Origin of the sequence: Stenotrophomonas maltophilia (genome assembly GCF_001274595.1) — a bacterium.
In the GTDB taxonomy this organism is placed as follows: Bacteria; Pseudomonadota; Gammaproteobacteria; order Xanthomonadales; family Xanthomonadaceae; genus Stenotrophomonas; species Stenotrophomonas forensis.
On record NZ_CP011010.1, the window covers coordinates 3,314,130 to 3,327,792 of the forward strand.

General features: G+C 67.4%; 12 protein-coding genes. 4 read left to right on the forward strand and 8 right to left on the reverse strand.

Annotated elements, in window-relative coordinates; genetic code table 11:
- Window positions 1-15: 15 nt before the first annotated feature.
- The 6 genes from pheT to thrS all read right to left on the reverse strand — a co-directional run bounded on the left by pheT (window position 16) and on the right by thrS (window position 6,999).
- Window positions 16-2,397, reverse strand: coding sequence for a phenylalanine--tRNA ligase subunit beta (pheT, locus tag VN11_RS15295; RefSeq protein ID WP_053450370.1), 2,382 nt, complete (start codon window positions 2,395-2,397; stop codon window positions 16-18).
- An 85-nt stretch (window positions 2,398-2,482) separates the two neighbouring features.
- On the reverse strand, window positions 2,483-3,478 hold the full coding sequence (locus VN11_RS15300; protein WP_053450371.1) for a phenylalanine--tRNA ligase subunit alpha: 996 nt from the start codon (window positions 3,476-3,478) through the stop codon (window positions 2,483-2,485).
- A gap of 193 nt (window positions 3,479-3,671) precedes the next feature.
- On the reverse strand, window positions 3,672-4,031 hold the full coding sequence (rplT, locus tag VN11_RS15305; protein WP_005410435.1) for a 50S ribosomal protein L20: 360 nt from the start codon (window positions 4,029-4,031) through the stop codon (window positions 3,672-3,674).
- An 11-nt stretch (window positions 4,032-4,042) separates the two neighbouring features.
- The gene (gene rpmI, locus VN11_RS21905; RefSeq protein ID WP_005410436.1) at window positions 4,043-4,240 is read right to left on the reverse strand and encodes a 50S ribosomal protein L35; all 198 of its coding nucleotides are present in this window, start codon (window positions 4,238-4,240) and stop codon (window positions 4,043-4,045) included.
- Between the two features lie 266 nt (window positions 4,241-4,506).
- Window positions 4,507-5,049, reverse strand: a complete 543-nt coding sequence (infC, locus tag VN11_RS15310) for a translation initiation factor IF-3 (RefSeq protein ID WP_080357233.1) — start codon at window positions 5,047-5,049, stop codon at window positions 4,507-4,509.
- 48 nt (window positions 5,050-5,097) lie between these two features.
- Window positions 5,098-6,999 (reverse strand): threonine--tRNA ligase, encoded by a 1,902-nt coding sequence (gene thrS / locus VN11_RS15315; protein WP_049456625.1) that lies wholly within the window; start codon window positions 6,997-6,999, stop codon window positions 5,098-5,100.
- A 362-nt stretch (window positions 7,000-7,361) separates the two neighbouring features.
- On the opposite strand from thrS, the gene VN11_RS15320 reads away from it, so the two are divergent.
- From VN11_RS15320 to VN11_RS15335, 4 genes are read left to right on the forward strand one after another with little or no spacing between them, the layout of a single operon-like run.
- Entirely contained in the window at window positions 7,362-9,488 is a 2,127-nt protein-coding gene (locus tag VN11_RS15320; RefSeq protein ID WP_053450372.1) for a TonB-dependent siderophore receptor, read from the forward strand.
- A 7-nt stretch (window positions 9,489-9,495) separates the two neighbouring features.
- Window positions 9,496-9,792, forward strand: a complete 297-nt coding sequence (locus tag VN11_RS15325) for a hypothetical protein (RefSeq protein ID WP_053450373.1) — start codon at window positions 9,496-9,498, stop codon at window positions 9,790-9,792.
- Window positions 9,792-10,055 (forward strand): hypothetical protein, encoded by a 264-nt coding sequence (locus VN11_RS15330; RefSeq protein ID WP_053450374.1) that lies wholly within the window; start codon window positions 9,792-9,794, stop codon window positions 10,053-10,055. The genes VN11_RS15325 and VN11_RS15330 overlap by 1 nt, the downstream gene beginning before the upstream one ends.
- 10 nt (window positions 10,056-10,065) lie before the next feature.
- Window positions 10,066-11,625 carry a PepSY-associated TM helix domain-containing protein gene (locus VN11_RS15335; protein WP_053450375.1) on the forward strand — a complete coding sequence of 520 codons (1,560 nt, stop codon included), beginning with the start codon at window positions 10,066-10,068 and terminating at the stop codon, window positions 11,623-11,625.
- A 185-nt stretch (window positions 11,626-11,810) separates the two neighbouring features.
- Here the strand turns inward: VN11_RS15335 and VN11_RS15340 are convergent, their stop codons facing one another.
- Window positions 11,811-12,203, reverse strand: a complete 393-nt coding sequence (locus VN11_RS15340; protein WP_053450376.1) for a VOC family protein — start codon at window positions 12,201-12,203, stop codon at window positions 11,811-11,813.
- 98 nt (window positions 12,204-12,301) lie between these two features.
- Entirely contained in the window at window positions 12,302-13,495 is a 1,194-nt protein-coding gene (locus tag VN11_RS15345) for a glycoside hydrolase family 18 protein (RefSeq protein ID WP_053450377.1), read from the reverse strand.
- Window positions 13,496-13,663 lie beyond the last annotated feature (168 nt).

Genomic DNA, 13,663 nt, shown 5'->3' on the forward strand with positions numbered 1-13,663 from the left:
CCGAGTGCTGCCCGCTCAGCCGCGGATCCGGGCGTGGTGTTCACGCTCGATGGCAGTGACCGCCTCGGCCACCACCGCATCCACGTCGCGGTCCGTCAGAGTGCGCGACTTGTCCTGCAAAATCAAGCCCATAGCGAGACTCTTGAATCCCGGCTCGACGCCCTGGCCGACATAGCGGTCGAACAGGTTCAGGTCGCGCAGCAGCGGCCCGGCGGCCTGGCGGACGGTGGCGGCCAGATCGGCCCAGGCCACCTGTTCAGGCACCAGGAACGCCAGGTCGCGGCGCACCGCCGGGTAGCGCGACAGCTCGCCGGCACGCGGCAGGCGGCGGGCGGTCAGCGGCTCCAGGTCCAGCTCGAAGGCATAGACATCGGCCTCGATCTCCATCGCCTTGGCCAGGCGCGGGTGGATCTGGCCGATCCAGCCGATCGCCACTCCATCGCGCAGCACTTCGGCCGAGCGCACCGGGTGGCCGTAGGCACGGGCGGACGGGCGGAACTCCAGCTGCGCGCCACTGGCGGCGGCCAGCGACTCCAGGTCGCCCTTCAGGTCATGGAAATCGACCTTGCGGCTCGGCAGGCCCCACTGCACCGCCTGCGCATCACCGCAGACCGCGGCGGCCACGCGCGGGGTTTCCAGCGGCGCCGGTTGGCCGTCTCCGGCCTGCTGGGCGAACACCCGCCCCAGCTCGAACAGGCGCACGCGACCCAGCTGGCGGGCGGCATTGCGGCCGAGCGTGGCGACCAGGCCCGGCAGCAGCGACGGGCGCATCACCGCCAGTTCGGCCGACAGCGGGTTGGCCAGCGGCACCAGGCCGTCGCGCAGCTGCCACTGGGTCAGCAGCGCGTCGTCGACGAAGGCGAAATTGACGGTTTCCTGCTGGTCACGGGCGATCAGCTGGCGGCGCACGCTCAGCGCATCCAGCTGGGTTTCGCTCGGCATCGCCACGCGCGAGGCACCGCCCGGCAGCGTGGTCGGGATCTGCTCGTAGCCGTGGATGCGGGCCAGCTCCTCGATCAGGTCTTCCTCGATGGCGATGTCGAAGCGGCGGCTCGGCGCGGCCACCTGCCAGCCCTCTGCCGTCGCGCTCACGTCCATGCCCAGCGCGCGCAGGATGCGCTCGACTTCAGCGTCTTCGATGGTGATGCCGAGCACGCGGGTGATGCGCGCGCGGCGCAGCGCGATGGTTGCCGGCTGCGGCAGATCGGCCTCACGCACGGCCTCGGTGACCGGTGCCGGAGTACCGCCGGCCAGGTCCAGCACCAGGCGGGTGGCGTATTCGATGGCGGTGCGCGGCAGTGCCGGATCGACGCCACGCTCGAAGCGGTGGCCGGCATCGGTGTGCAGGCCCAGCTTGCGGCCACGGCCCATGATCGCGGCCGGCGCGAAGTGTGCGGCTTCCAGGAACACGGCGGTGGTCGCGTCGCTGACGCGGGTGTCGAAGCCGCCCATCAGGCCGGCCAGGCCGACCGCGCGGTCGGCGTCGGTGACCACCAGGAAGCTGTCGTCCAGCGCAGCATCGCGGCCGTCCAGCAGCTTCAGCGTCTCGCCGGCGCGCGAACGGCGCACGGCGATGCTGCCCTGCAGGGTGCCGAGGTCGTAGGCATGCATCGGCTGGCCCAGTTCCAGCATCACATACTGGGTGATGTCGACCAGCAGCGACACCGGGCGCACGCCGCTGCGGCGCAGGCGCTCGGCCATCCACAGCGGCGTCTTCGCCGCAGCGTTGACGCCCTCGATGACACGGCCGAGGTAACGCGGCGCTTCGGCACCGGCATCCAGCTGGATCGACAGTTCACGGCTGCCGACGGCCGCATTGGCGTCGGCGGCGAAATCCAGCACTTCGCTGCGGGTGGCGGCGGCGACGTCGAAGGCGATGCCACGCAGGCTGAAGCAGTCGGCGCGGTTCGGGGTCAGCTTGATCTCGATGCTGGCATCAGGCAGGCCCAGGTACTCGACCAGGGCCTGGCCGACCGGAGCGTCATCGGGCAGTTCCAGCAGGCCGGATGCATCGTTGTCCAGGCCCAGTTCCTTGGCCGAGCACAGCATGCCGTTGGACTCGACGCCGCGCAGCTTGGCCGGCTTGATCTTCAGCTCGCCGATCTGCGCACCGACCATCGCCAGCGGCGCGACCAGGCCCGGGCGCGCGTTCGGCGCACCGCAGACGATCTGCAGCAGCTCGCCCTGCCCGGCATCGACCCTGCACACCTGCAGGCGGTCGGCTTCCGGATGGCGGACGGCCTCGACGATGCGCGCCACGACCACGTGATCGAGGCCTTCGCCCAGCGCGGTCACCTCTTCCACTTCCAGGCCGATGGCGGTCAGCACCGCACTCAGTTCATCGCGCGAAGCGCTGGTCGGGACGTGGCTGCGCAGCCAGTTTTCGGAGAATTTCATGGTGTCATCCTGGTGGGCCCGGCGCATGCGCCTGGGCCTGCGAATTTAAGAGCCGTCGAGCAAGCTCGACGCTACGGACCGGCGCTTACGCGAACTGTTTCAGGAAGCGCACGTCGTTCTCGAAGAACGCGCGCAGGTCGTTGACGCCGTAGCGCAGCATCGCGAAGCGCTCCACGCCCATGCCGAAGGCGAAGCCGGTGTAGCGCTCCGGATCGATGCCGACGTTGCGCAGCACGTTCGGATGGACCATGCCGCAGCCGAGCACTTCCAGCCAGCGCGTGCTGCCATCGGGCTGCTGCCAGGCGATGTCCACTTCCGCACCCGGTTCAACGAACGGGAAATAGCTGGGGCGGAAGCGCATTTCGAAATCGCGCTCGAAGAAGGCGCGCACGAACTCGGCCAGCGTGCCCTTCAGGTCGGCGAAGGTCGAATGCTCGTCCACCAGCAGGCCTTCCACCTGGTGGAACATCGGCGAGTGGGTCTGGTCACTGTCGCTGCGGTACACCTTGCCCGCGGCGATCATGCGCAGCGGCGGCGCATGGTCGCCCATGTAGCGCACCTGCACACCCGAGGTGTGCGTGCGCAGCAGGCGGCCGTCGCCGAAGTAGAAGGTGTCATGCATCGCGCGCGCCGGATGGTGCGGCGGGAAGTTCAGCGCCTCGAAGTTGTGCCAGTCGTCCTCGATCTCCGGCCCTTCCGACAGCTCGTAGCCCAGGCGGCCGAAGATGCCGGTGATGCGCTCCAGGGTACGGGTGATCGGGTGCAGGCCGGCGCGATCGCCGTTGCGGCCCGGCAGGGTGATGTCGATGGCTTCGGCCGCCAGGCGCGCATCCAGTGCCGCGTCTTCCAGCAGCGCCTTGCGCTCGCCCAGCGCGCGGGTCAGCGTATCGCGGGCCTGGTTGATGGCTTCACCGGCGGCCTTGCGCTCGTCGGCCGGCAGGGCGCCGAGCTGCTTGAGCTGCGAGGTGATGCTGCCGCTCTTGCCAAGCAGGGCCACGCGCAGCTGTTCCAGCACGTCGGGGCTCTGTGCGGCGGCCACATCGGCCAGCGCCTGGGTGGTGAGGGATTGGATGTCGCTCATGGGGGGCCGGAACTCCAGTCGATCTGCCATCGCGATGCGCGAAGGGCCGACCCCTGTCGCCACCGCCGTCCCTGCGCTGCCGCTGTGGCCGCGCCGGGACCCAAAAAAGAATGGGGAAGGACTTGCGCCCTTCCCCATGCATTGCCTTGACCTGACACCGTTCCGAGTGAACGGTTACGGCATCGGGAAGGACTTATGCCGCCAGCGCGCCCTTGGCCTTTTCGGCCAGCGCGGCAAAACCGGCTGCGTCGTGCACGGCGATGTCAGCCAGGACCTTACGGTCCAGGGTGATGCCAGCCTTCAGCAGGCCGTTCATGAAGCGGCTGTAGCTCAGGCCGTTGATGCGGGCAGCCGCATTGATACGGGTGATCCACAGCGAACGGAAGTTGCGCTTCTTCTGCTTACGGCCGATGTAGGCGTACTGCTGTGCCTTGATGACCGCCTGCTTGGCGACGCGGAAGACCTTGCGACGGGCATTGTAATAGCCCTTGGCGAGATCCAGGATTTTCTTGTGGCGGCGACGCGCCTGTACGCCACGCTTAACTCGTGCCATTTTTCAGTTCCTCAGAGGTAAGGGAGCATGCGGTCCAGACGGCCTGCGTCTTCTGCACGGACATGGCCCGTCTGACGCAGATTACGCTTACGCTTGGTCGCTTTCTTCGTGAGGATGTGGCTACGGTTGGCGTGGCCGCACTTGTACTTGCCCGAGGCGGTCTTGCGGAAACGCTTGGCCGCTGCCCGGTTGGTCTTGATCTTGGGCATTGCAATGTCCTTGATGGGATTTGACCCTGGTTTCTGACTGATCTGGCGGCGGCCTGGGCCGCTCTTTCCGTCCTGCCATGATCGGCGTACGACCCGTCCTGGGTGGGTCGAGCCGGGCATGATACAGGCAAAACCGCCCTGTCACCAGCCCCTGCAACCCTTTCACCGGCAATTCACCGGGATGCCGCAAAAGCAAAGGGACGCCATCGGCGCCCCTTCACCCTGAACCATTCAGCCAGGCGCCCCGGAAGGCGGCCGGTCAGGCCTCAGGTCTTCTTCTTCGGCGCGATCATCATGACCATCTGACGCCCTTCCAGGCGCGGACGGGATTCAATGACGATGTCCTCGCCCAGATCGGCCTCGATCCGGTTGGCCATTTCGCGACCCAGTTCCTGGTGGCTCATTTCACGGCCACGGAAACGGATGTTGACCTTGATCTTGTCACCATCTTCGAGGAACTCACGCATCTTGCGCAGCTTGATCTGGTAGTCGCCCTCGTCCGTGACCGGACGGAACTTCACTTCCTTGATCTCGACCTGCTTGCTCTTCTTCTTGGCCTCGTTGGCCTTCTTCTGCGCTTCGAACTTGAACTTGCCGAAGTCCATGATCTTGCAGACCGGCGGATCGGCCTGCGGCTGGATCTCGACCAGGTCCAGGCCTTCATCTTCGGCCATGGACAGCGCTTCGTCGCGCGACAACACGCCGATCATTTCTCCGTCACTGCCGATCACGCGGACGCGCGGCACACGGATTTCCTGATTCTTGCGGTTCTGTTTGTTGTCAGGGGTGCTGATATTACGTTCTCCCAAGGGTATCGAACCGGTCCGGGTGCCTGTGCGCCCGGACCGGACCTTTGCTTACGCGCCCTCGGCGTGGAGCCGCTCGATGAAGGCCTGCAGGCTCATGCTGCCCAGGTCTTCGCCAGAACGCGTACGCACCGCTACAGCGCCGTTTTCCTTCTCGCGGTCACCAATGACCAGCAGGTACGGCACGCGCTGCAACGTATGCTCGCGGATTTTATAGCCGATCTTCTCGTTACGCAAATCCGAGCTGACGCGGAAGCCTTGCTCCGCAAGGGTTTTGGTCACGCCCGAGACGTATTCAGCCTGGGCGTCGGTGATGTTGGCCACCACCACCTGGGTCGGCGCCAGCCAGGCCGGGAACTGGCCGGCGTGGTGCTCGATCAGGATGCCCAGGAAGCGCTCCATCGAGCCGACGATGGCCCGGTGCAGCATGACCGGGTGCTTCTTCTGGCTGTTCTCGTCCACGTACTCGGCGCCGAGGCGGCCCGGCATCATGAAGTCGACCTGCATGGTGCCCAGCTGCCAGGTACGGCCGATGGCGTCCTTCAGGTGGTACTCGATCTTCGGGCCGTAGAAGGCACCCTCGCCCGGCAGTTCCTGCCACTCCACCCCATTGCTGGACAGTGCCGAGCGCAGCGCGCCTTCGGCCTTGTCCCAGGTGGCGTCGTCGCCCAGGCGCGATTCCGGACGCAGGGCGATCTTGACCTGGATCTCATCGAAGCCGAAGTGCTGGTAGACCGCCAGCGCCTGCTGGTGGAACGCGGTCACTTCCGCCTCGACCTGGTTTTCGGTGCAGAACACGTGGCCGTCGTCCTGGGTGAAACCACGCACGCGCAGGATGCCGTGCAGCGCGCCGGAGGGCTCGTTGCGGTGGCAGGCACCGAACTCGCCATAGCGGATCGGCAGGTCGCGGTAGCTGTGCAGGCCCTGGTTGAACACCTGTACGTGGCCCGGGCAGTTCATCGGCTTGAGCGCGTAGGTGCGCTTCTCCGATTCGGTGAAGAACATCGCGTCCTGGTAGTTGTCCCAGTGGCCGGACTTCTGCCACAGGCTCACGTCCAGGATCTGCGGGCAGCGCACTTCGCCGTAGCCGGTCTTGCGATAGACCTTGCGCATGTACTGCTCGACCACCTGCCACAGCGCCCAGCCCTTGGGGTGCCAGAACACCAGGCCCGGGGCCTCTTCCTGCAGGTGGAACAGGTCCTGCTGCTTGCCGATGCGGCGGTGGTCGCGCATTTCGGCTTCTTCGATGCGCTTGATGTACGCCTCAAGCTGCTTCTTGTCGGCCCAGGCGGTGCCGTAGATGCGCTGCAGCTGCTCGTTCTGCGCGTCACCGCGCCAGTAGGCGCCGGAGATGCGGGTCAGCTTGAAGGCCTTCAGGAAGCGGGTGTTCGGCACGTGCGGGCCACGGCACATGTCCACGTATTCCTGGTGGTAGTACATGCCCATCGCCTGGATGTCGTCGGACATGTCCTCGATCAGGCGCAGCTTGTAGTCCTCGCCACGGGCCTTGAAGATCTCGACCACTTCGGCGCGCGGCGTCATCTTCTTGATGACGTCGTAGTCCTGGGCGATCAGCTCGCCCATGCGCTTCTCGATCGCCGCCATGTCTTCCGGGGTGAACGGGCGCTCGGAGTAGATGTCGTAGTAGAAGCCTTCGGCGATCACCGGGCCGATGACCATCTTGACGTCCGGGTACAGCTGCTTGACGGCGTGGCCGACCAGGTGGGCGCAGGAGTGGCGGATGATCTCCACGCCCTCCTCGTCCTTGGCGGTGATGATGCGCAGGCTGGCATCGTGGTCGATGACATCGCTGGCATCGACCAGCACGCCATCGACCGAGCCGGCGATGGTGGCCTTGGCCAGGCCGGCGCCGATCGACTGGGCGACGTCCATGACGCTGACGGGGTTTTCGAACTCGCGGCGGCTGCCGTCGGGAAGGGTGATATTGATCATCGCAGTGGCTTCGTGCGGGGCCCGCCGGGCGGGCTGGAAAGCGTTCCCGGGCGATGGCCCGGGCAATAAAAAAGCGCCGCGAGGGCGCCTGGAACGCAGGGCCTTCGGGGGCAGGTCAACCGTGGGCGGTGGTAGTGCTCATGTCGCACGCTCGGCCGGCGCTGGGCGCGGGCCACCTTGTTCCAGTCAGGGGTCTGCGACGATCTTAAACCAGCAGGGAGGAAAGCCCAAGCCGGCCGGGGCCTCCCGCCGGCAATCGCGGCTGAATGGCCGCCGCTGGCGGGGCCAAATGTCAATGATTACCATACGCAGGCGTTTCTCACTCGCGTGTGAGGCGCCCCTTCCTGGCCCTGGACCCACCCATGTATACGCTGTCGCTGCCGGCCCGTGCCGGCCTGCTCCGTGCCCCACTCTCCGCCCTCGCCCTTGCCGTCTCCGGCATGCTTCCGGGCCTGGCCGCGGCCGACGAGGCGCGTACGCTCGACACCGTACAGGTGACCGCCCCGATCGCCACCGAGAGCGGCAGCGCGACCAAGACCGATACCCCGCTGCGCGAGATCCCGCAGTCGATCTCGGTCATCACCGACCGGCAGATGCGTGACCGTGGCATCCATGGCGTTGAAGAGGCGGTGTGGTACACCGCCGGCGCCCAGGGCGGCCAGTACGGCGAAGACACGCGCAGCGACTGGCTGCTGGTCCGTGGTTTCAAACCCGCCCGCTACCTTGATGGCCTGGCCACGGTGGAAGGCACCTGGACCGGCGAATCACGCCTGGAGCCCTATGGCCTGGAGCGCATCGACGTGCTGAAGGGCCCGGCCTCGGTCAACTACGGTGCGATGCCGCCGGGCGGCCTGATCAACTTCGTCAGCAAGCGGCCGCACGCCAACCCGTTGCAGGAGGTGGAGCTGCAGGTCGGCAACTACGGCCTGAAGCAGGCCGCCTTCGACATCGGCGGTGCGCTCAATGACAGCGGCAGCGTGCTGTACCGGCTGGTCGGCCTGGCCCGCAACAGCGACAACGTGATCGACCACGTCCATGACGATCGCTACTACCTGGCCCCCTCGCTGACCTGGACGCCGGACGATGCCAACGCGCTGACCGTGCTGGCCCGCTACCAGAAGAACGACACGGTCGAAACCGGCGGCTTCCTGCCTTACCAGGGCACGGTAGTGCCCGGCGCCAACGGCCGCTATATCTCCCGCCACTTCTTCAGCGGCGAGCCGGGCGTGAACGACTACACCAAGGAAAGCGCCGCGCTCGGCTATGAATTCCGCCATGACTTCGGCGATGGCACCGTGTTCAACCAGAACGTGCGCTACAGCTGGGCCGAAGTGGACGCCAGCCGCGGCAGCCTGGGCCTGTTCGGCCTGGTGTCGCCGGACAGCACCGAGCTGGTGCGCTACTACTACCCGCGCCTGGACAAGTCCGAAAGCGTGGCCATCGACAACAACCTGACCTTCCACTTCCGCAGCGGCCGTGCCGAGCACACGGTGCTGGCGGGGCTGGACTACCGTCGCGCGCGCAACGATTACGCCTCGGCATTCCTGTTCGGCGCGCCCGGCATCGATGCCTACAACCCGGTATATGGCGCGCCGGTGCAGGTACCCGACTACACCTCGCGCCAGGTGCAGACGCAGAGCACGCTGGGCCTGTACCTGCAGGACCAGATCCGCATCGACCGCTGGCTGGTCACGCTGGCCGGGCGCCAGGACTGGGTCGGTACCGATACCGAGCAGCGCATCGGCACCGCCAGCCGCGCCCACCAGAGCGATGACAGGTTCTCCGGCCGGGTGGGCGTGAACTACCTGTTCGACAATGGCGTGAGCCCCTACGTGAGCTGGTCGCAGTCGTTCCAGACCACCATCGGTACCGACTACGAGAGGCGCGCGTTCGTGCCGACCACCGGCGAGCAGTTCGAGGCCGGCGTGAAGTACCAGCCCGAGGGTGGCCGCCTGCTGCTGACCGCCGCGGCGTACCAGATCGAGCAGGACAACACGCTCACCGTCGACCCGCAGCACACCCTGTTCTCGATCCAGCAGGGCCAGACCCGCGTGCGCGGTGCCGAGCTGGAAGGGCGCTGGAACATCGGCCAGGGCCTGAGCGTGTACGGCAGCTACACCCGCCTCGACGCCAAGGTCCGGCGCAGTACCGATGCCGCTTCGGTAGGCAAGCGGGTGGCGCTGGTGCCGAAGGAAAGCGCGTCGTTGGGCGCCGACTACACCTTCACCGCCGGCGCGCTGAGCGGGTTCGGCTTCGGTGCGGGCGTGCGCTACAACGGCGGCATCTACGGCGACATCTACAACGACTGGTACACGCCGTCGTTCACCCTCATCGATGCCAGCGTGCATTACGACCGCGGCCCGTGGCGCCTGCAGGTCAATGCCGCCAACGCCGCCGACAGGAAGTACGTGTCGGCCTGCAACAGCGCGACCTGGTGCTACTACGGCTACCCGCGTACCGTCACCGCCAGCCTGCGCTACCAATGGTGAGCCTGCGATGATCACGGTAGGCCTGTCGACGCTGGGATTCTGCAGCCTGGGCATGCTGGCGGCGATGTTCTCGGCGCTGGCGTTCTATGCCGCCTCGCCGCACTGCCGCTGGCCACGCCTGCGCCGCGCAGGACGCCTGGGCCACCAGATCGGCCTGGTCGCCGCCGCCGCATCGCTGTGGCTGTGGATGGCCGAGCTGGGCTTCGCCGCTGGCCTGGTCGCAATGCTGTGCACCTGGATGCTGTCGGCGATGCTGCTGCCGGCATTGGCCGCGTGGCATCACCCCGGTACGGAGACACCGTGATGTGGGCGCGCGCGTTTGCCGGCATCTTCGCCGGCTTCTTCCTGGCGGCCGCCGCCACCGGACTGGTCACCTGGCTGCCACCGGGCCCGTGGCAGAACGCCCTGGTGCCTGCGCTGATCGCCTTCGTGCCGCTGTGGATGCTGGCGGCTTTGTGGGCCTTCAGTTTCCGCCGCGCTGGGTTTGCCTGGCTGGCCCTGGCCGGCAGCGCGGCGGCCGGTTTCGGTGTGCTCGGGCTGCTGCGCATGGCCGGCGCCGTGCAATGAGATCAATCGCATGAAGTTCAGCTCGCAGACCCTGCGCACGTTCACCACCCTGCACACCTGGGTCGGCCTGGTGGCCGGCTTCGGGCTGTTCGTGGCCTTCTATGCCGGTGCGCTGACCCTGTTCCACCACGACCTGCCGCTGTGGCAGACGCCGGGCGCGGCCACTGCGATGCCCGCCAGCCTGGATGACGCGCAGTACCTGCTGGAGGACGTGCTGGCCGCACATGCGGAAGCACGCCGGCATGTCGGCATGACCTTCCCCGGTGCCGAGCATCCGCAGCCGCTGGCCTACTGGCAGGCCGACGACGGGGGGTGGCGCTATGCCTGGCCGGGGCAGACCGCCGGCAGCCCGACGCCGCCGCAGTCGGGCCTGGCCGAACTGGTCAACGAGCTGCACTACAGCCTGGGCCTGCCGGTGGCCGGCATCTACGTGATGGGCATCGTCAGCCTGCTGTATGGCATGGCCCTGCTCAGTGGCCTGGTGATCCATCTGCCGAAACTGCTCGGCGACCTGTTCGCGCTGCGCCCGGGCCGCAACCTCAAGCAGCTGTGGCAGGACGCACACAACGTGATCGGTGTGCTCAGCCTGCCGTTCCACCTGATGTTCGCGGTGACCGGTGCCCTGCTCTGCCTGGTGTTCATCCAGATCGCCCTGCTCAATCCGCTCATCTTCGATGGCAAGGCCCTGCAGGCGGTGCCGACGGCGATGGACACCGCGCCCGTGCGCGCCGCCAGCGGCGTGCCGGCCGCTCCGGGCAGCCTGCGCGAACTGCATGCGCGCGCGCTGGAAGTGGCACGCGCGCAGGGCGTGACCGATTTCGAACCGGCCTACCTGAAACTGGCCAACGGCGGTGATGCCAATGCCACCATCGAGATCACCGGTGAATCCAGCGGCACCCTCGGCCCACTCGGCTCGGTCGCGCTGGACGTCGCCAGTGGACGCCTGCTGGCCAGCCAGCTGCCCGGCCACCGTGATGCCAACCACGCCACGCTCAGCGCGGCCTATGCGCTGCATTTTGGTGAGTTCGGCAATGGCGTGGTGGTCTGGCTGTACTTCCTGCTGGGCCTGGGCGGTGCCTTCCTGTTCTATTCGGGCAACCTGCTGTGGATCGAATCGCGGCGCAAGCGCCGGCAACCACAACAGCCGCGCTCCGGGGTGAACATGGCGCGGGCCACGGTGGGCGTGTGCATCGGCCTGTGCGTGGCGATCTCGGTCGCGTTCGCCAGCGCACTGGTGCTGGAACGGGTGGCACCGTCCGCCGTTGATCACGGCATCCGCTGGGCCTGTTTCGGCAGCTGGGCCGCGTGTGCGCTGTGGGCGGCACTGCGCCGCCCGGCCCAGGCGGCACGCGAGCTCCTCTGGGCCGCTGCGATCAGCACCGCGCTGGTGCCGGTGCTGCATGGCGCCCTCAGCGGTGACTGGTTGTGGCGCGCGGCCGCGCATGGGCACTGGCCGCTGTTCTGGGTCGATGCGATCGCACTGGCCATGGCGTTCGGTTTTGCCCGGCTGGCCCTGGCCAGCCAGCGTCGCGCGCGCAACGGCGATCCCAACAGCGTCTGGGCCAATTGAGGCGCCCGCCCGGCACTCCGTAGAGTCGAGCTTGCTCGACTGCTGTTGCCTTCTCGCCCCGCGTAGTCGAGCAAGCTCGACGCCACGGCATCCCGGAAAACGGCCTCGGTAGAGTCGAGCTTGCTCGACTGCCGTTGCCTTCTCGCCCCACGCAGTCGAGCAAGCTCGACTCTACGGCATCCGGATCACGCGCCGCTGGGGTAACGGCTGACTTCGATCAGATTGCCGTCAGGGTCGCGGAAGTACACCGACTCGATCGGCCCCAATGCACCTGTGCGCGGCACCGGCCCCTCTTCCACCACGACAGCCTGCGCGCGCAGATGGGCCAGCACATCGGCAGTCGCCGTGCCCGTGACCAGGCACAGATCGGCACTGCCCGGCGTGGGCTGCGCGGCGTGCGGCTGCAGCGGCGCACTGGCCGGGTGCAGGTTGATCTTCTGCTGGCCGAACTGCAGCGCAGTGCGGCCGGCGCCGAAACGCACGACCTGCATGCCAAGCACGCGCTGATAGAAGTCACAGCTGCGCTCGATGTCGGCAACGGTGAGGACCAGATGGTCGAGGCGGTCGATGAGGATCATGCCCGCAGCGTAACGCTGCGGGCGTTGCCTGGCTGTGCGGCCTCGGGCCGATGGCGTTGCCGATCGCGCCGGGCATGGCCCGGCACTACCGCCAACCCTCAATCGCCGATGCGGGCCTTCTGCCACGGGCCAAGCATGGCGTTGAGCAGGCTGGCCTGTTCGTCATCGCCGGTCAGCTCCCACATGAACACCCCGGCCAGGCCCTGCTCGCGGGCGAACTGCGCGCGCAGCCCGATCGAGCGCGGGTCTTCGTAGCTGATGAAGATCTTCTGCTGCGGGTTGTACAGCCACGGGCTCTGCGCCTGCGGCTGCCAATGCTTCGTCCAGCCGGGCTGGTCCAGATAGCGCGCCTTGATCACCCGCCAGTCGCCCGCGTCGGCCGGTGCGCTGTAGGCCTGGTACAGCCCATCGGCGGCGTCACCGGTGACCTTGAAGCCACGGCCATAGAACGGCACGCCCAGCACCAGCTTGTGGGCCGGCACACCGTGGTCGCGGTAGTACTGCACCGCGCCGGCCACGTTGTTCCAGCGCCGCAGTTCCGGTGCCAGCGGATCGGCCGGTACTTCATGCAGCGGGGCGTTGAAGGTCGACACCGCCGAAAAACCGGTGCCCATGTCGTAGCTCATCAGGTTGATGAAATCGAACACCCTGGCCAGCGCCGGCAGGTCGTAGCTGGCCGCCGGATCGTAGGGGCCATCGGTCTGCAGGCGACCGGCGGCCAATGCGGCGGTCAGCAGCATCGGCTGCCCTTGCTTGCGCCCGCGGGCGTCGAGTGCGGCGCGGAACGCCTGCGCGAGCCTGGTCAGGTTGGCGCGATCCTGCGGGCGGTGCGCCAGCTCCTTCGGCCCACCACTGACCGGGAATTCCCAGTCGATGTCCACGCCATCGAAGCTGCCGGCGTGGCGATCGAAGAACAGCGCCATGCAGGAATCGACCAGGCGCTTGCGGCTGGCCTCGCTCAGCGCCGCATCGGAGAAACCGCCCGCGCCCCAGCCGCCGATGGAAATCAGCGTGCGCAGGTGCGGATGCGCCCTCTTCAGCTCGGCCAGCGCAGCGAAGTTGGCCGGCGCTTCGGCACCGACTGTGCAGCGGCCGTCTTCAATGGTGGAAAACGCATAGAACAGGTGGGTCAGGCGTTCGGCCGGAATGCTCGACACCGGATAGCGCTCGGCCGACCCGCCAGGATAGTAGGCACCGAAGATTGGTGGCTGCGGAGCCGCAGCGGCGTGTGCAGCGATGGGCAGGGCACCGGCAATCAGCACGGCAAGGACAGCCACGGTCTGGCGCAACATGGGATCTCCTGGTTCGAAGGCGCAGCCACGTTAGCAAACCGATGTGCCTGCGGTACGGATGTCGCGGCATGTCGTCCAGTGGACACGCGCGCTCCCGCCCAGGACGACACACCAGCGGTCACGCCACTGCCATCGTGCGCCGCAACAGGACAGCCGCCGACGCCGCGC